The organism is Ruegeria sp. N10 (assembly GCF_056531545.1).
Genome location: NZ_JBQFLY010000029.1, coordinates 1 through 17,838, shown reverse-complemented (window position 1 = coordinate 17,838; position 17,838 = coordinate 1). Strand labels below are relative to the sequence as shown.

General features: G+C 59.7%; 13 protein-coding genes. 7 read left to right on the top strand and 6 right to left on the bottom strand.

Annotation, left to right across the window (positions count from 1 at the left end):
• Positions 1-51 precede the first annotated feature (51 nt).
• The 4 genes from ACR0JI_RS20685 to xdhA are packed head-to-tail and all read right to left on the bottom strand — an operon-like array spanning position 52 to position 6,261.
• Entirely contained in the window at positions 52-1,569 is a 1,518-nt protein-coding gene (locus ACR0JI_RS20685; protein ID WP_480496423.1) for an ABC transporter ATP-binding protein, read from the bottom strand.
• Positions 1,566-2,501, bottom strand: coding sequence for a xanthine dehydrogenase accessory protein XdhC (xdhC, locus tag ACR0JI_RS20680; protein WP_480496421.1), 936 nt, complete (start codon positions 2,499-2,501; stop codon positions 1,566-1,568). Before xdhC ends, ACR0JI_RS20685 begins: the two co-directional genes overlap by 4 nt.
• The gene (gene xdhB, locus ACR0JI_RS20675) at positions 2,501-4,903 is read right to left on the bottom strand and encodes a xanthine dehydrogenase molybdopterin binding subunit (RefSeq protein ID WP_480496420.1); all 2,403 of its coding nucleotides are present in this window, start codon (positions 4,901-4,903) and stop codon (positions 2,501-2,503) included. Before xdhB ends, xdhC begins: the two co-directional genes overlap by 1 nt.
• Positions 4,900-6,261 (bottom strand): xanthine dehydrogenase small subunit, encoded by a 1,362-nt coding sequence (xdhA, locus tag ACR0JI_RS20670; RefSeq protein WP_480496418.1) that lies wholly within the window; start codon positions 6,259-6,261, stop codon positions 4,900-4,902. Before xdhA ends, xdhB begins: the two co-directional genes overlap by 4 nt.
• A 345-nt stretch (positions 6,262-6,606) precedes the next feature.
• Here xdhA and dnaE point away from each other — a divergent pair, with 345 nt between their 5' ends.
• The 3 genes from dnaE to ACR0JI_RS20655 all read left to right on the top strand — a co-directional run bounded on the left by dnaE (position 6,607) and on the right by ACR0JI_RS20655 (position 10,794).
• Entirely contained in the window at positions 6,607-10,107 is a 3,501-nt protein-coding gene (dnaE, locus tag ACR0JI_RS20665; protein ID WP_480496416.1) for a DNA polymerase III subunit alpha, read from the top strand.
• An 85-nt stretch (positions 10,108-10,192) separates the two neighbouring features.
• On the top strand, positions 10,193-10,411 hold the full coding sequence (locus ACR0JI_RS20660; RefSeq protein ID WP_480475390.1) for a YMGG-like glycine zipper-containing protein: 219 nt from the start codon (positions 10,193-10,195) through the stop codon (positions 10,409-10,411).
• An 11-nt stretch (positions 10,412-10,422) separates the two neighbouring features.
• Entirely contained in the window at positions 10,423-10,794 is a 372-nt protein-coding gene (locus tag ACR0JI_RS20655) for a hypothetical protein (protein WP_480475392.1), read from the top strand.
• A 4-nt stretch (positions 10,795-10,798) separates the two neighbouring features.
• Here ACR0JI_RS20655 and ACR0JI_RS20650 read toward each other — a convergent pair whose 3' ends face one another.
• Positions 10,799-10,993 carry a SlyX family protein gene (locus tag ACR0JI_RS20650; protein WP_209598067.1) on the bottom strand — a complete coding sequence of 65 codons (195 nt, stop codon included), beginning with the start codon at positions 10,991-10,993 and terminating at the stop codon, positions 10,799-10,801.
• Between the two features lie 131 nt (positions 10,994-11,124).
• Here ACR0JI_RS20650 and hisS point away from each other — a divergent pair, with 131 nt between their 5' ends.
• From hisS to hisG, 3 genes are read left to right on the top strand one after another with little or no spacing between them, the layout of a single operon-like run.
• Positions 11,125-12,660 carry a histidine--tRNA ligase gene (gene hisS, locus ACR0JI_RS20645; protein ID WP_480475394.1) on the top strand — a complete coding sequence of 512 codons (1,536 nt, stop codon included), beginning with the start codon at positions 11,125-11,127 and terminating at the stop codon, positions 12,658-12,660.
• A gap of 3 nt (positions 12,661-12,663) precedes the next feature.
• A complete protein-coding gene (locus ACR0JI_RS20640) occupies positions 12,664-13,752 on the top strand; it encodes an ATP phosphoribosyltransferase regulatory subunit (RefSeq protein ID WP_480475396.1) in 1,089 nt (362 codons plus the stop codon).
• Positions 13,749-14,438, top strand: a complete 690-nt coding sequence (hisG, locus tag ACR0JI_RS20635) for an ATP phosphoribosyltransferase (RefSeq protein ID WP_480475398.1) — start codon at positions 13,749-13,751, stop codon at positions 14,436-14,438. The genes ACR0JI_RS20640 and hisG overlap by 4 nt, the downstream gene beginning before the upstream one ends.
• Here the strand turns inward: hisG and ACR0JI_RS20630 are convergent, their stop codons facing one another.
• Positions 14,439-14,870 (bottom strand): DUF1489 family protein, encoded by a 432-nt coding sequence (locus ACR0JI_RS20630; protein WP_480475400.1) that lies wholly within the window; start codon positions 14,868-14,870, stop codon positions 14,439-14,441.
• 114 nt (positions 14,871-14,984) lie between these two features.
• On the opposite strand from ACR0JI_RS20630, the gene ACR0JI_RS20625 reads away from it, so the two are divergent.
• Positions 14,985-17,267: an adenosylcobalamin-dependent ribonucleoside-diphosphate reductase gene (locus ACR0JI_RS20625; protein WP_480496414.1), complete on the top strand. Its 2,283-nt coding sequence runs from the start codon at positions 14,985-14,987 to the stop codon at positions 17,265-17,267.
• Positions 17,268-17,838: the final 571 nt, after the last annotated feature.

Genomic DNA, 17,838 nt, shown 5'->3' with positions numbered 1-17,838 from the left:
CCAGATGTTTCATCTTTTTGCAAATACTCTCGCCGAAGGCGGCTCAGCAGATCACACATGTGCCACCTCCATGCCATGGGCACCGCCCATCATCAGGCCAATCTCATCCACGGTCAGGCCGGTGGTCGGGCGCGGTGCGCTCAGCCGACCTTCGTTTAAGGCCGCAAAACTGTCCGAGATTTCCATCAGCTCATCCAGATCCTGCGAGATGCAGACCACCGCTGTGCCTTTCGCCGCAAGATCGAGTATGGCTTGCCGAATCGACGCGGCCGCCGCGGCATCCACCCCCCAGGTTGGCTGGTTTACCACCAACACATCAGGGTTTTGCAGCACTTCGCGTCCAATCACGAATTTCTGCAGATTGCCGCCGGACAAAGACCGCGCTGCGTTTTCGGGCCCGGGCGTACGTACGTCGAAGGCTTCGATGATCTTTTCGGCAAAACTCCGGGTTTCGGACCATTTCAAGAAGCCGTTTTTCTCAAGCCCTTCCCGCACAGATCCGGTCAGCAAAGCGTTTTCGGTCAGGCTCATGTCGGGCGCCGCCGCGTGGCCGAGCCGTTCCTCGGGCGCGGTCAGAACGCCCAGCTTGCGGCGCGCTGTCGGGCCGAGCTTGCCGATTGCCTGACCGTTGAACTTGATCGCATCCGCCGATGTCAGGATTTCCCCGGACAGCACACCCAGCAATTCATCCTGCCCGTTTCCGGCAACACCGCCGACGCCCAGAACCTCGCCCTTGCGGACCGTCATGTGCACATTGCGCAATGCGGTGCCGAATTCCGAAGGCGAGGGGACTGACAGCCCGCTGACATCCAGCGCGACCTCACCTAGTTCCCGGCCCGAGCGTTCAGGCGTCTGCAACGTCGACCCGACCATCATCTCGGCCATGTCGCGCGCCGAGGTTTCAGCGGGAACACATTCGCCCACGTTCTTGCCCAGACGCAGGATCGTGGCATGGTCGCACAGCGTTCGGATCTCCTCCAGTTTATGCGAGATATAAAGGATCGAGGTTCCCTCGGAGCGTAGCTTGTTCAGCGTCTCAAACAGGATATTGACCTCTTGCGGGGTCAGAACCGAGGTCGGTTCGTCCATGATCAGCAGTTTGGGGTCCTGCAACAGGCAGCGAATGATCTCGACCCGCTGGCGTTCGCCTGCGGACAGATCGCCAACCGTGCGAAACGGGTCCAGCGGCAGACCATAGGTTTCCGAGACTTCGCGAATGCGCGATGCCAGATCCCCCATCGGGGGCGGATTCTCCATCCCCAGCGCGATATTCTCGGCCACGTTCAGCGCGTCAAACAGCGAAAAATGCTGGAACACCATCGCGATCCCATCGGCACGGGCCGCGCGCGGTTCGGGCGGCGCAAACGGATTGCCGCGCAGCTTCATGGTGCCGCTGTCCGGCTTTACAAGCCCATAGATCATTTTCACCAGCGTGGATTTCCCCGCGCCGTTTTCCCCCAGCAACGCGTGCACTTCGCCTTCACCGATGTCAAAGGACACCTGATCATTGGCCACAACACCGGGGTAGGCTTTGGTCAGCCCTTGCAAGCTCAAAAGTGGAATGGTCACGCGCTCAGGTCCTTCTTCAACTCGTTTTGCAGGGCCGGGCGCAGCAATTGTGCAGCGACGCCCACGGCGATCATATGTGGATGCTTCCCCATCGACGGGTCACCGATCGGGCAGGTGATCCGGCTTATCCGTTCAGGCGGATGCCCAAGAGCGGCCAACCGCGACCGGAATCGCGCCCATTTCGTAGCCGAGCCGATCAGCCCCGCAAAGCCAAAATCGTGCAAAAGCAGTCTGTTGCACAGTTCAAAGTCAAGGCTATGCGAGTATGTCAGCACAAGATGTTCGGCGTCGGATGGGGCATGGCGGATCAGCTCGGCCGGTTTTATGGCCGGAACAATTGTCACGCCCGCTGGCACAGTGGCCGGAAAGCGCTGACGGCTGGTGTCCACCCAGGTGATCGCAAGATCGGGAAGCGGGGACAGCACATCCACTAGCGCACGGCCGACATGGCCCGCGCCCCAGATCCACAGATTGCGTGTCGGCTTGTGAACAGGTTCAACCATCCAGCCATCGATCAGCTGCGGTTCTGGCGCAATCCCCTGTCCGCGCGCCGTCGCCAGCATTCGCTTGACCGACAGGGGCATCTCGTCACCCGTGGCCGGGCGCGCGATGACCGTATCGTCCAGATCATTGACAGTGTTTGCGTCGTAGACCTCGCTCAGCAACGACACGGCACCGCCGCAGCATTGCCCCAACTCGGGTCCAAGTGCATGATGCGTCAGGCGGGTTTGCGTGGTTTGCAACCGTGCGGCATTTGCCGCCTGGTATTCCAGTGTTCCGCCACCAATTGTGCCGCTTTGCCCGCCGCCCCAGACCAGCATGGCGGCACCAACTTCGCGTGGAGACGACCCTTTGATCCCGGCGATGACCACCCGAACCACTTTGCCGTGGGTTTTGACCGCCTCCCTCAAAGCCTCTAGGTCAAATCCCATCAGATATCTCCCTTCATCCTCTGGACGCCGCGCCAGACCTCTTCGGCGGTGGCGGGCGCGTTGAGTGCCGGATAGGTGTCCCCGCAGGCTGCCACCGCATTCGAAAGCGCCAGCCAGGCCGATATTCCCAGCATGAACGGGGGTTCCCCCACGGCTTTCGAGCGATAGATGGTGTCCTCTCGGTTCTCGCCATCCCAAAGTGCGACGTTGAAAATGTCGGGCCGGTCGGAACAGGCCGGGATCTTGTAGGTCGAGGGCGCATGTGTGCGCAGGTTGCCCTTGCCGTCCCAGACCAGTTCCTCGGTCGTCAGCCAGCCCGCGCCCTGCACGTAACCGCCTTCGACCTGTCCGACATCCAGCGCCGGGTTCAGCGAAGCGCCCGCGTCATGCAGGATATCTGTGCGCAGAATGCGGTTCTCGCCCGTCAACGTGTCCACAGCGACCTCGGTGACCGAAGCGCCATAGGCGAAGTAGTAAAACGGGCGACCACGCCCCGCGATCCGGTCCCATTCGATCTTGGGCGTTTTATAAAAGCCGGTGGCCGACAGGCTTATCCGACCCTGATAGGCCAGTGCGGCAGCTTCGGCGAACGTGTACCGTTCTTCACCAACCGAAACGTGGCCATCTGTGAAAGTGACCGCGGAGGGGTCGGCCTGATGCCGTTCAGCCAGATAATCGGCCATCCGGTCGCGGATCGTATCGCAGGCCGCTTTCACCGCCATGCCGTTCAGATCGCTGCCCGAAGACGCTGCCGTGGCTGACGTATTCGGCACTTTGGCCGTATCAGTGGCGGTGATCTTGACCATCTCAAGCGGGATGCCGAAACGCGACGCGGCCACTTGCGCGACCTTCTGGAACAGGCCCTGACCCATCTCGGTGCCGCCATGATTCAGGTGGACCGAACCATCCTGATACACATGCACCAGCGCACCGGCCTGGTTCAGATGGGTCAGCGTGAAGGAAATTCCGAACTTGACCGGAGAAAAGGCGATGCCCTTCTTGATCACGCTGTTTTCGGCGTTCCATTTCTCGATGGCCGCTTTGCGCGCGGCATAGTTGCTGGACTTCATCAGCGCTTCGGTCATGCCATGCAGTTCGAAATCGCTGACCTCCATTCCGTAGGGCGTCGTGTTGCCGCCAGCGGGCAGGGGGCGGACCGGGGCAGTCCCTGTTTCCACCGCGCCACGGCTGGTCAGGTCTTCGTGCGGGTCGGGATGACCCAGCGGTTTCTCGTGGGGTTGGACTTCGGCAACCTTATGCGCGGGCTCGTAATAGTTGCGGCGGCGCAATTCCACCGGGTCCAACCCAAGTTCATGCGCGGCGTGGTCCATCACACGTTCGATGGCAACCATCCCCTGCGGGCCACCAAACCCACGATAGGCGGTGGCTGACTGCGTGTTGGTCTTCAACCGATGGCTTTCAATCCGGGCATTGGGCAGCAGGTAGGCATTGTCCGAATGCAGCATCGCACGGTCGGCGACGGGCAGGGACAGGTCCTGCGCCCAGCCGCAGATCGCGTATTGTAGAAAGGACACGCCCTGAATGTGACCCTGTTCGTCAAATCCCGCGCGATAGGAAATCCGGAAGGCGTGGCGTTTGCCGGTGATGATCATGTCATCATCGCGGTCATAGCGCATCTTGCAGGCTTTGCCGGTTGCCTGTGCCGCCACTGCGCAGGCGACGGCCAGCGCATTCCCCTGGCTTTCCTTGCCACCGAATCCGCCACCCATGCGCCGGGTTTCGACGCGGATCGCATGCATGGGCAGGCCCAGAGCGTCCGCCACCTTGTGCTGTATCTCGGTCGGGTGCTGGGTCGAGCTGTGGACCAGCATGTCGCCGCCTTCATTCGGCACGGCAAGCGCAGCCTGACCTTCCAGATAGAAATGCTCCTGACCGCCGATCTCGAATGTTCCGTCGATGACGTGGGCGGCGCTTTCAATCGCGGCGTCCGCATCGCCCTTGGCATAGATGCGGGGCCCGTCTTCAAATCGGCTGTCTGCGGCCAGAGCTTCTTCCACCGTCAGGATCGGTGTTTCCTCGGCATAGTCGATCTTACCCAACCGAACCGCCTTGCGGGCGGCCAGATGGCTGGTGGCGACGACAAGGAAAACAGGCTGACCGATATAGTGAACCGTCCCGTCGGACAGCAACGGTTCATCGTGGATCGAGGGCGAAACATCGTTGGCAAAGGGCAGGTCCTGTGCCGTCATGACCTTGACGACCCCGGCTGCTGCTTTCACGGCAGACAGGTCCATCGCGGTAATCGTGCCCTTGGCGATCGGGCTCAGGCCAAAGGCCAGATGCAATGTGCCCTTTGGCGTCGGGATGTCGTCCACATATCGGGCGGAACCGGATACGTGCAGCGGTGCCGCGTCATGGGGAAGGGGTTTGGTTACGCTCATGCCGATACCTCCAGCACGTTGGTCACTTGGCCCTGATCCTCAAGGAAGTACCGTTCCAGCATCGCTTTGGCGGTCTCAAGCCTGTACGTGGCCGAGGCGCGCATATCGGTAAGCGGTGAATAATCGTCGTCAAAAGAGGGCAGAGCGGCGTCAATCGTCTCGCGCGTCCATGGCTTGCCGATCAACGCGGCCTCGACATGGTTTGCCCGTTTCGGAATGCCAGCCATACCGCCAAACGCGATGCGCGCAGCCGCCACCCGTCCGTCTGAAATGGTAATGTTGAAACATCCGCACACGGCCGAGATATCCTGATCGAACCGTTTGCTCAGCTTGTAGCATTTCAATCGGTCCGCCTGACGCGGGAAGCTGACGGCTTCGACAAACTCACCCGGCGCGCGGTCCTGTTTCCCGTAATCGATGAAGAAGTCTTCCAGCAGGACTGACCGGCGTTCATCACCTTTGCGCAGGTGCAGCGTCGCACCCAATGCGATGAGCGCGGGCGGGTTGTCTCCGATTGGTGAGCCATTGGCGATGTTGCCACCCACAGTGGCCGCGTGACGGACCTGAACACTGGCATAGCGCCGGATCATTTCGGCATACGATGGGTGAATGTCCGCCAAGGCTTCGCCCATGCGGTTCATATCGACCATGGCACCGAAACGAAATTCTACGTCGGTGATCGTGATCTCTTTCAAATCGTCACAGCGGTTCAGGAAGATCACCGGATCAAGATCGCGCAGTTGCTTGGTCACCCAAAGCCCAACATCAGTTGCGCCCGCGACCAAAGTGGCATTTGGGTTCTCGGCATACACAGCAGCCAGCGCGTCGGACGAGCCCGGCAGCATGGGTGAGGCGGCGGGCGTTGCGACAGGCTTGTCCTTGACCCAGACAGGCACGGGATGCTTCTCGGCCGCTTCGGCTGCGCGAATAATGGGTGCATAACCCGTGCAACGGCACAGATTACCGGCAAGCTGTGTGTCGTGATCCGTCGCGCCATTGGTGTGACCGGCCACCATAGACATGACAAAACCGGGTGTGCAAAAGCCGCATTGCGACCCGTGCAAGTCAACCATGGCCTGCTGAACCGGATGGACCTCACCATCGGGGCTGCAGGCGCCTTCGACGGTTCGAACCGCCTTGCCATGCAACTGCGGCAGGAACAGGATGCACGAGTTCAGGGCCTTTGCGCCACCCGCATCCGTCACCATGACAGTGCAGGCACCGCAATCGCCTTCGTTGCAGCCTTCTTTGGTGCCGGTCAGGCCACGATCTTCACGCAGCCAATCCAGCAGAGTGGCTGTCGGATTGATATCCGTCAGCTCCACTGTCTCTCCATTCAGAAGAAACGTGATGTCCATTCGAGAAACCCGTCGCCTTACCCGGTTGCGCCCTGGTGGTGCCCTCCTTCGATGCGACGTAGAAAGAGTGGCGGGCGGATAGCTTGCAAATGGATGTTAGAAACAGCATGCGTGATCTGGCAAGAAAAACTGCCTGTATGATGCATCATTACAGCCAAGTGGCGTGGATTTGCGCACCCTGTGTAAATATCAGTTGCTTGAAACTAAAGCGTTTTTTTGTCAGTGAAGATGTCGCTTTCCGAAGCACCTTCTGGAAAATCCGAATAATCGAAAATGATTATTTTGCCATACAATGGCGCAGGTTCCGGCTTTTGCATGCCTCGCGGCTAGGGTAGCGTGCCGTTCATGAGCAGAAACCCCCGATTCATTCACCTACGTGTTCACACCGAATACTCCCTTCTGGAAGGCGCTGTGCGGCTGAAAAAACTGCCCGCCCTGTGCGAGAAGATGGAGATGCCTGCCGTCGCGGTGACTGACACGAATTCCATGTTTTCGGCGCTGGAATTTTCGGTGACAGCCAGCCAGGCCGGTGTCCAGCCGATCATGGGCTGTCAGGTTGATCTGACTTACGTTCAATCGCAACCGGGGGAAAAGCCAAAAACGCCCGCGCCGCTTGTTCTGCTGGCACAGTCCGAGGCGGGGTACGAGAACCTGATGAAGCTGAGCACGTGCCTTTACGTGGACAAGGGCGGGCAGTTGCCGCAGGTCACGCTGGACGAGCTTGCGGGCCGCTCCGACGGGCTGATCTGCCTGTCCGGAGGGCCCGATGGGCCGGTGGGCCGCCTGTTGCAACAGGGGCAACGTCCGGCGGCCGAGGCGCTGGTGGATCGGCTGGCCGCGATCTTTCCGGATCGTCTGTATATCGAACTCCAGCGTCATCCGGGCGAGGACGGCCAACCAGAGGCCGAACGCCAGACCGAGCGCGGCCATATCGAGATGGCCTATGCCAAGAACCTGCCGCTGGTTGCCACCAATGACGTCTATTTCCCGACCTCGGATATGTACGAGGCCCATGATGCGCTGATCTGTATCGCCGAAGGGGCCTATGTCGACCAGCAGGAAGGTCGCCGCCGCCTGACCGCGCAGCATTATTTCAAGTCGCAGCAGGAAATGGTGACGCTGTTTGCCGATCTGCCCGAGGCCATCGAGAACACTGTCGAGATTGCCAAACGCTGCGCTTTCATGGCTTATCGCCGCGATCCCATCCTGCCGAAATTCGCCGATGACGAGGTCGCTGAACTACGCCGCATCGCCAATGACGGCTTGCAGAAACGTTTGGCGGTAATCCCCCATGCGGTGACGCCCGAGGAGTATCAGGAGCGGTTGGATTTTGAGCTTGGTATCATAGAAGGCATGGGGTTCCCCGGCTACTTCCTAATCGTTGCCGACTTTATCCAATGGGCCAAGGATCACGATATTCCGGTTGGACCGGGGCGGGGATCGGGTGCGGGCTCGCTGGTGGCTTATGCGCTGACAATTACCGACCTCGATCCGCTGCGTTACAGCCTGCTGTTTGAACGGTTCCTGAATCCCGAACGGGTTTCGATGCCCGACTTCGATATCGACTTCTGTATGGATCGCCGCGAAGAGGTGATCCGCTACGTGCAGCAGAAATACGGGCGCGACAAGGTGGGGCAGATCATCACATTTGGTGCTTTGCTGTCCAAGGCTGCCGTACGCGATATCGGGCGGGTGCTGCAAATGCCTTACGGGCAGGTGGACCGTCTGTCCAAGATGATCCCGGTTGAAGGGGTAAAACCGGTTTCCATCGAAAAAGCCCTGAAGGACGAGCCGCGCCTGCGGGAGGAAGCTCGTAACGAAGAGGTGGTGGATCGTTTGCTGACGTATGGCCAGCAGGTCGAAGGGCTGCTGCGCAACGCCTCGACCCACGCGGCTGGGGTTGTGATTGGTGACCGGCCACTGGACGCGCTGGTGCCGATCTATCAGGACCCGCGATCCGACATGCCTGCAACCCAGTTCAACATGAAATGGGTGGAACAGGCCGGGCTGGTAAAGTTCGACTTTCTGGGTCTGAAAACCCTGACCGTGATCCAGAACGCGATGGACTTGATCTTCAAGTCCGGGCGGAAGTTGCACATCGCCGCCGATGGCACCGAGCTTTATGAACCTGCCGAGGGGGCCGAGAACCAGATCAACGCCATCCCACTGGATGACGAGGCGACGTATAAGCTCTATTCAGCGGCCAAGACGGTCGCGGTGTTCCAGGTTGAATCTTCGGGCATGATGGACGCGCTCAAGCGCATGAAACCCACCTGTATCGAGGATATCGTGGCCCTCGTCGCGCTCTATCGTCCCGGCCCGATGGAGAACATCCCGACCTATTGCGAGGTCAAGAACGGGCTGCGCGAAATCACATCCGTTCACCCGCTGATCGACCACATTCTTGAGGAAACTCAAGGTATTATCGTCTATCAGGAACAGGTGATGCAGATCGCGCAAGTCATGGCGGGGTACAGCCTGGGCGGTGCAGACCTGCTGCGCCGCGCGATGGGTAAGAAGATCAAAGAGGCGATGGATGCCGAACGCCCCAAATTCGAAAAAGGCGCGGCAGAAAACGGGGTGGATGCCAAGAAAGCCAGCGAAGTCTTCGACCTTCTCGAGAAATTCGCCAATTACGGCTTCAACAAATCCCACGCCGCCGCCTATGCGGTGGTCAGCTATCAAACCGGCTGGTTGAAGGCGAACCATCCGGTTGAATTCATGGCGGGCGTCATGAATTGCGATATCCATCTGACCGACAAGCTGGCGATCTATTTCGAAGAGGTCCGAAAAGGGCTGGAACTGCCGTATGTCCCACCTTGTGTGAACCGATCTCAGGCCACGTTCGATGTTGATAACGGACATCTGGTCTATGCGCTGGGCGCGCTCAAGAATGTGGGTGTCGAGGCGATGAACCTGATCGTTGCGGCTCGCGCGGACAAGCCGTTTGTTAACCTGTTCGATTTCGCCCGCCGCGTTGATCTGAAGAAAGTGGGCAAACGCCCGCTTGAGATGCTGGCCCGCGCCGGGGCCTTTGATGAGCTGGACCGGAACCGCCGCCGTGTGTTTGAAAGCCTAGATGCGCTGGTGCAGTATTCGGCCGCGATCCATGAACAGAAGAATTCGAACCAGGTGTCACTGTTTGGCGAGGCCGGAGATGACCTGCCCGAACCGCGCCTGGCGCCGACCCCCGACTGGTTGCCGGCTGAACGTCTGAGCGAAGAGTTCAAGGCCATCGGATTCTACCTCTCTGGTCATCCGCTGGACGACTATATGCCGGCCTTGAAGCGTAAACAGGTTTTGACGCTGGACGAGGTGACAGAGAAAGCCCGCTCTGGCCCGTTGATCGCCAAGATGGCCGGAGTGGTTGCCGGGCGGCAGGAACGGAAATCGGCCAAGGGCAACCGGTTCGCCTTTGCCCAGCTTTCGGACCCGACCGGCGCTTATGAGGTCACGCTGTTTTCCGACACGCTGGAGAAATGCCGCGAGTTTCTGGAAACCGGCGCTCAGGTGGTTCTGACCGTTGAGGCGACGATGGAGTCCGATCAGCTCAAGCTGCTGGGGCGTTCGGTTGGACCAGCGGATTCTGTGGTGGCCGAAGCCGGGGCGACGGGCCTGCGCATCTTTGTCGACGAAGCGCGGGCAGTGTCGACGATTGCAACGGTTCTTGAAGAAGCCGCAACCGCTGCCAAGGGTGCGGCCCGCGGCCCGATCCAGCTGCTGTTGCTGGACCCCGGCCTGCCCGGCGACGTCGAAATCGACCTTGGGCGTGTGTTTCCGATCAACCCGCAGATCAAGGGCGCGATCAAATCGCTGGAAGGTGTTATGACCGTCGAAGAGATCTGACACCGCTTTGTTGCCAGACAGTTAGCGCATCGCTAGGCTGACCTTGCAAATATGTCTTCTACTCATGCCACGGGAGGGCGTTGATATGACGATTGCAGGTCTCAATCTCAGAACGATTGTATTGGGGGCGGCGGCATCGCTGGCTTTGGTTTCGGCGACTGCCACGCTTGCGGACGACAAAAAGAAAGAGAACACGATCAAAGGTGCTGTGATTGGGGCCGGGGTTGGGGCCTTGATCGGCGACGGCAAAGGCGCCGCCGCAGGGGCAATTGTTGGTGCGCTGATCGGCGCGAACTCGAAATAAGCGGGGGCGGGATGATGCGTTTGAACGCGATGAAAGTGATCACCACCACAGCGCTGCTTACAGGGCCCGGTTTTGCCCTTGCGGACGAGGAAGCCGAACAGATGGTACAAGCGGCGCTGCCGCTTATGTACCACACCTGCGCGTCGGTCATCGAAGAGGCTGACGGGAATGAAGAATACATTGTGGACGTGGTCGGCAAGATGACGGCGTTGTCACTTTATAACCGTCAGGTCGACCTCGAAGCTCATGCCAGTTCGGACGAGGAAAAGGCCGCGCTGCGCGAAACATTTGTGGCGGCTCTGAAAGAGGGTTGCGCCGGGGATGAAAACGCCCTGCTGGGTGGCGTCGTCGACAACGCGGTGAAATCAACGCTGGGGCTGTAAGCCTTCAGTAATGTGGCGGGCGTTCGTCACCAAGGACAACGCCGCCTGACCCTTCCTGTGCGCGTTCGGCCTCGCGGTGCAGCAGCATCTCGACACGGCGGGTCAGCCTGTCAATCTCGGCCTGTTGCCTGGTGACAACCGCGTTCAGATCGTCAACCGTGCGGGTCAGATGGGCAATCTGTTCTTCCAGATGCTGCATGGGATGCTCCTGTCTTTCAGGCTGCACATAGCGACCCTGTGATGCCTTGGCCAGAGAAAGCGCGCCTTGCCCAGATGCGGGCCATGGGATAGACCGCGCGCGGAACAGGTACACTCCCAAGGACGCCCCACATGGCCAAGCCCAAGAAACAGCCCCGCCCCAAGGCCGAAACGCCGAAAGGGTTCCGTGACTATTTCGGCGAGGAAGTCACGCAGCGCACCGAGATGCTGCGGACGATTGCGGGTGTCTATCATCGGTACGGGTTTGACGCGCTGGAAAGCAGTGCGGTCGAAACCGTCGAGGCGCTGGGCAAGTTCCTGCCCGACGTGGACCGCCCGAACGAGGGCGTCTTTGCATGGCAGGAGTTTGACGAGGGCGGAAATGGCGACTGGATGGCCCTGCGCTATGACCTGACCGCGCCACTGGCCCGTGTCTATGCCCAGCACCGCAACGACCTGCCGACGCCTTATCGCCGTTATGCAATGGGTCCGGTCTGGCGCAACGAAAAGCCGGGGCCGGGGCGCTTTCGGCAGTTCTATCAGTGCGATGCGGATACGGTCGGAACCGCCTCGATGGCTGCTGACGCCGAGATCTGTGCAATGCTGGCCGACACGCTGGAAGAGGTCGGAATTCCGCGCGGCGATTATCTGGTGCGGGTGAATAATCGCAAGATCATGAATGGCGTGCTTGAGGTGATGGGGCTGGGTGGGGACGCCGCCGCTCGCGACAACGTCCTGCGCACCATCGACAAGTTCGACAAGGTGGGCGAGGCTGGTGTGCGCGAATTGCTCGGTAATGGGCGGTTGGATGCATCGGGTGCTTATATCGATGGTGTCGGCTTAACTTCGGAGCAAATAGAACGTGTCGTGCGTTTTCTTACAGCTCGTGCCCAATTAGATGCTTTAGGCCCAGATGACAGCAAAAACGGTGATGAATCTAACTACAACACATTTGTTCTAAACGAGATTATCGGGATCGTCCGAGACTCGTCAGAAGGAATGCAGGGTGTTAACGAGCTTATGGAGATTACAAATCTTCTTTCTGCTCAAGGCTACGGTCCAGACCGCATTGTCATTGACCCCTCCGTCGTGCGTGGACTCGGTTACTACACTGGACCGGTCTACGAGGCCGAGCTGACCTTCGAAATCTTCGACGAGAAAGGTCGCAAGCGGCAGTTCGGCTCGGTTGCGGGTGGCGGGCGCTATGACGATCTGGTCAAGCGGTTTACCGGGCAGGAAGTGCCCGCGACCGGCGTGTCTATCGGCGTGGATCGGTTGCTGGCCGCGCTGCGCGAAAAGGGCCGGATCAGCGCCCAGGCCAAAGGCCCCGTCGTCGTCACCGTGATGGACCGCGACCGGATGGCTGATTATCAGGCGATGGTGGCCGAGCTGCGCAATGCGGGCATCCGGGCCGAGGTGTATCTGGGCAATCCCAAGAACTTTGGCAACCAGTTGAAATACGCGGACAAGCGCAACTCTCCGGTTGCGGTGATCGAAGGCGGGGACGAAAAGGCAAAAGGCATCGTGCAGGTCAAGGACCTGATCCTTGGGGCAAAGATCGCTGAAAGCGCCACGCTGGAGGAATGGAAGGAACGCCCCAGTCAGTTCGAAGTATCGCGCTCTGATCTGGTCGCGAAAGTGCGTGAAATTCTGGACAGTCAGGACTGACCCATGCCCAACCGTTCCCAGATACAGGCCCGCGCCGCGATGATGCGTGTCCGGTTCGAGGCTGCGGGCGCGCAGGTGGTGGATACGCCCCTGTTGCAACCCGCTGAAATGTTGCTGGACCTTTATGGCGAGGATATCCGCGCCCGCGCCTACGTCACCTCGGACGCGCTGCGGGGCGAGCAGATGCTGCGCCCGGACTTCACCCTGCCCGTTGTTCAGATGCACATGCGGGATGGGGCCGAGCCTGCGCGCTATACCTATTCAGGTGAGGTGTTCCGCCGTCAGGAACACGACCCGGACCGGTCGAACGAGTATATTCAGGTGGGGTACGAAGTGTTTGACCGCGAAGATCCCGCTGGTGCCGATGCCGAAGTGTTTTCGCTGATGGCGCTGCAACTGCGCGGGCTGCCCCTGCGCGCAGCCACCGGGGATATCGGTATCCTGACGGCGGCTGTCGAAGGGCTTCGGACCACAGACCGCCGCAAGGCCGCGCTGATGCGGCACCTGTGGCGGCCGCGCCGGTTCCGTGCGCTGCTGGACCGTTTTGCAGGGCGTAAACCGGGGCCCGAAGGCCGTGACGCGCTTTTGGACGCGGCCGACCCGATGGCGGTTGATGTTCCGATGATCGGCAAGCGTCGCGCGCCCGAGATAGCCGACCGGATCAAAGCCCTGCGCGAAGATCGCGCTGCGCCGCCGATCTCCGACAATGAACTGGCCGGGTTGGAAACGCTTCTGAATGTGCGTGAAACCATGCCCTTCGCGTTGGAACAGCTGAGGGATGTGGCAGTGGATCTGCCGCAGATCACCCCGGCGCTGGACCGGTTGGAGGCGCGGATCGCAGCCCTGCAGGCGCGTGGTGTCGATGTTGCACGGCTGGATTTCGAAGCGTCATATGGCCGGACATCGATGGAATATTACGACGGGTTTGTCTTTGGGTTCTACGCCGAAGGCCGCCCCGACCTGCCGCCCGTCGCCACGGGCGGGCGCTATGATGCGCTGACGCGCCGCTTGGGCGATGGGGCCGAAATCCCCGCGATCGGCGGCGTGATCCGCCCGGACCTGATGCTTGAAATCGAGGAGGCCGCGCAATGAGTGTGAAGCTGGGCGTGCCCTCGAAGGGCCGGTTGATGGAAAAGACCGTCTCATGGTTCGAAAAACATGGCATCGTGCTGTCCCGCAACGGCTCGGACCGGGAATATGCGGGTCGGGTCGACGGGATCGAAGGCGTCTCACTGATCCTTTTGTCGGCGGGTGAAATTCCGCGCGAACTTGCGTCGGGCCGTATTCATCTGGGCGTCACCGGGATCGATCTGGTGCATGAGAAACTGCCGCGCTGGGAACAGCAGGTCGAAGAGATTGCACAGCTGGGCTTTGGCAAGGCCGATCTGATCATAGCCACACCCGCCTGCTGGGTCGATGTGGACACGCTGGACGATCTCGATGCGGCAGCAGCAGCATTTCGCAACACCCACGGCCACCGGCTGCGGATTGCCACCAAATATCACCGACTGGTGCGTGAGTTCCTGACAGACGCGGGCGTGGCCGATTATACTCTGGTCGACAGCCAGGGGGCGACCGAAGGTACGGTCATGAACGAAACAGCCGAGGCAATTGCCGATATCACTTCGTCCGGTGAAACCCTGCGGGCGAACCACCTCAAGATCCTGTCGGACGGTCTGATCCTGCAATCGCAGGCCACATTGTGGCGCAGCCGGGTTGCAAAGGTCGACGCGGCGGACAAGGCGGTTCTGACGGAATTGCTGGATCGGCTGCGGTAATTACAGCACACCGATATCCGCAAGGGCGCGGTTGAGATCATCGGGCAGGGCGTCGTCCTGCGCGCGCCCTTTCGGCAGGTCAGATGGTGTATCTTCCGGTTTCAGGTATCGCCAGCCCTGAAACGGGCGCTTCAAGGCGTTCTGTGTCCGATGAACTATTGGGTCAAGTACGATGGCGCAGCGGCGGATACCGTCTTCACCAATCACTTCATCCAGGCGCAGAATGCGCTGACGGCACTGTACGACACCCTTGATCACCCAATAGATTGATCCGCCATTCAGAATCTCGGCATCACGTTTGGGCCACATGCGGGTTACGTGGCGCGGATATCCGTCCTCATAAAGCGGCATTCGGCTGTCCTGCCACGCGATCAGAGAGTCCACGCTTTCCGAACCAACCGAAAGTTTGATGAGGTTCACGTACTTATCCACAGCTTTCCCACAGAGTCGTCCATTGGCTATCTATCCATTGTAGCTCAGGATTGGCTTTCATCAAGGTGTAGTGGGTGTTAGTCTGGATACCTCTTTCAGCACAGGGAATCACCAATGAGCCGCTTTGCCGCCCCCATCGCCGAGCAGATCTGGGATATGAAATACCGCTTCAAACAGGCGGATGGCACGCCCATCGATCAGACGGTTGAAGACAGCTGGCGACGCATCGCCCGTGACCTCGCGCGGGTCGAGGACGATCCGGATCATTGGGAAGACAGGTTTTACGAGGCACTGGAAGATTTCAAGTATCTGCCCGCCGGGCGCATCACCGCTGGCGCAGGCACCGCGCGGCAGGTGACGCTGTTCAACTGTTTCGTCATGGGCACCATCCCCGACAGCATGGGTGGTATCTTTGACATGCTGAAAGAGGCCGCGCTGACCATGCAGCAGGGGGGCGGGATCGGCTATGATTTCTCGACCATCCGCCCGCGCGGCGCGGATGTGAAGGGCGTGGCGGCAGATGCCTCGGGCCCGCTCAGCTTTATGGATGTGTGGGACGCAATGTGCCGGACGATCATGTCCGCGGGCTCGCGCCGGGGGGCGATGATGGCCACCATGCGCTGTGACCATCCCGATATCGAACAGTTCATCACCGCCAAATCTGACCCGGCCCGCCTACGCATGTTCAATATGTCGGTGCTGGTGACCGATCCCTTCATGGAGGCGGTCAAGGACGACGGCCCGTGGGAGTTGCAGTTCGACGGCAAGATCTATCACACCGTTCAGGCGCGTGATTTGTGGAACAAGATCATGCAGGCCACGTATGATTATGCCGAACCGGGCGTGATCTTCATCGACCGCATCAATCAGGCCAACAACCTGAGCTATGTTGAAACCATCGCCGCGACGAACCCCTGTGGCGAGCAGCCTCTGCCGCCTTACGGGGCTTGCCTGCTGGGCTCGATCAATCTGGCGCGGCTGGTTGCCGAACCGTTCGGGGATGCCGCGCATCTGGATGAACCGGCGTTGCAGGAACTGGTCGCGACAGCCGTGCGCATGATGGATAACGTCGTGGACGCCTCGAATTTCCCGCTGGCCGAGCAAGAGGCGGAAGCGCAGGACAAGCGCCGCATCGGGCTGGGCGTGACGGGTCTTGCGGATGCGTTGCTGATGCTGGGCCTGCGCTATGGGTCCGACGAGGCGGCGCGCCAGACGGAACGCTGGTTGCACGCAATCGCCCGCGCCGCATACCTGGCCTCGGTCGACCTGGCTAAGGAGAAAGGCGCGTTCCCCCTGTTCGACGCTGAGAAATATTTGGCCAGCGGCACGATGCAACAAATGGATGACGACGTCCGCGATGCGATCCGCGAACATGGTATCCGCAACGCTCTGCTGACCTCGATTGCGCCCACGGGCACGATTTCGCTTTATGCCGGGAATGTGTCGTCGGGGATTGAACCGGTCTTTGCCTATGCCTACACCCGCAAGGTTCTGCAAAAAGACGGCTCGCGCACCGAGGAAGAGGTTGTGGATTACGCCGTTCAGATGTGGCGCGACAAGTTCGGCGACGCAGCGCTGCCCGACTATTTCGTCAATGCCCAGACCCTGACGCCGTTGGATCATGTCAAGATGCAGGCGGCGGCGCAGAAATGGATCGACAGCTCGATCTCCAAGACCATCAACTGCCCGGAAGATATCAGCTTTGACGCCTTCAAGGACGTCTACATGCAGGCTTGGGATCAGGGCTGCAAAGGGTGCACGACCTATCGCCCCAACGATGTGACTGGCTCGGTTCTGACTGTTTCGGAAAGCGATGACAAGGTGCCGGGGGAAAGCGCGAATGCGCCACATGAAATTGAAGGCGGCGACGTCATCTACATGTCCGAACCGCTGGATCGCCCGCAATCGCTGGAGGGCTCGACCTACAAGCTGAAATGGCCCGATAGCGAGCACGCGATTTATCTGACCATCAACGACATCATCATCTCGGGCCGCCGCCGCCCGTTCGAGGTGTTCATCAACTCCAAGAACATGGAACATTACGCATGGACACTGGCGCTGACGCGGATGATCTCGGCCGTGTTCCGCCGGGGTGGGGACGTGTCCTTTGTGGTCGAGGAGCTGAAAGCCGTTTTCGACCCGCGCGGCGGGGCATGGGTCAAAGGCAAGTATATCCCATCGATCCTGGCCGCGATCGGGGGCGTGATCGAACAGCACATGGTTGCCATCGGCTTTCTGGAAGGCGAGGGGATGGGGCTGAAATCCGACCCTCAGGCGCAGGTGGTGAACCTGGACGCGCCACGCGGCAAAGCCTGCCCGTCCTGCGGTCAGTATGACATGGTCATGATCGAAGGCTGCATGACCTGCCGCAGCTGCGGTCATTCCAAATGCGGGTAGGTATGAGGCGCTGCGCGAATGTGTGGGTGGGCATAAATAGCCCATAAGGTTGATTTTTGCGCCCATTTGAACGGTCTTTAATGCCCGCAGATTCTTAAGACTTTGAAATAAAATAAAAAAGATTCCTGTAGAGTTCTGAGATTGTTCTGCGTTAGGCGACCGTCGATAACATTCGCGCTATTGACCAAGACCAGAAAATCTCAAGACTGTGGCCATGGAACCAAATCGTCTCATACGCGTCACACGCAAAAGCTGACCAGAATGTTGTACTTGCCCAGCAAAACCGCTCGGGCAGTTCCATGGCTATCGGATACCGAATTGATGAAAAACAAATCGCCTATCGAGGAGTCCCCTCAGTACTCCGAATTGAACGCTCGATTTTCCCGTTTTCTGCTGGACTTCCGAAAGGAAAAACTCGCGCAGCAACTCGCCGGAGACGACAAAAACCGTGACGAGATTACTCGCGGAGACTTTCAATCATGTTGATTTCCGCTGAGAAGTGACCCGGTATTTTCACCGAGATTTGACCCACCTTTGTTTATGTCTCAGCGTTTATGTTGTGGTCAATGTT

Excerpts from the sequence above, each read along its gene's own strand:
- dnaE (WP_480496416.1), top strand. The coding sequence starts at position 6,607 with ATGAGCAGAAACCCCCGATTCATTCACCTACGTGTTCACACCGAATAC.
- ACR0JI_RS20655 (WP_480475392.1), top strand. The coding sequence starts at position 10,423 with ATGATGCGTTTGAACGCGATGAAAGTGATCACCACCACAGCGCTGCTT.
- ACR0JI_RS20650 (WP_209598067.1), bottom strand. The coding sequence starts at position 10,993 with ATGCAGCATCTGGAAGAACAGATTGCCCATCTGACCCGCACGGTTGAC.
- hisS (WP_480475394.1), top strand. The coding sequence starts at position 11,125 with ATGGCCAAGCCCAAGAAACAGCCCCGCCCCAAGGCCGAAACGCCGAAA.
- hisG (WP_480475398.1), top strand. The coding sequence starts at position 13,749 with ATGAGTGTGAAGCTGGGCGTGCCCTCGAAGGGCCGGTTGATGGAAAAG.
- ACR0JI_RS20660 (WP_480475390.1), top strand. The coding sequence starts at position 10,193 with ATGACGATTGCAGGTCTCAATCTCAGAACGATTGTATTGGGGGCGGCG.
- xdhA (WP_480496418.1), bottom strand. The coding sequence starts at position 6,261 with ATGGACATCACGTTTCTTCTGAATGGAGAGACAGTGGAGCTGACGGAT.
- ACR0JI_RS20640 (WP_480475396.1), top strand. The coding sequence starts at position 12,664 with ATGCCCAACCGTTCCCAGATACAGGCCCGCGCCGCGATGATGCGTGTC.
- ACR0JI_RS20625 (WP_480496414.1), top strand. The coding sequence starts at position 14,985 with ATGAGCCGCTTTGCCGCCCCCATCGCCGAGCAGATCTGGGATATGAAA.
- xdhC (WP_480496421.1), bottom strand. The coding sequence starts at position 2,501 with ATGGGATTTGACCTAGAGGCTTTGAGGGAGGCGGTCAAAACCCACGGC.
- xdhB (WP_480496420.1), bottom strand. The coding sequence starts at position 4,903 with ATGAGCGTAACCAAACCCCTTCCCCATGACGCGGCACCGCTGCACGTA.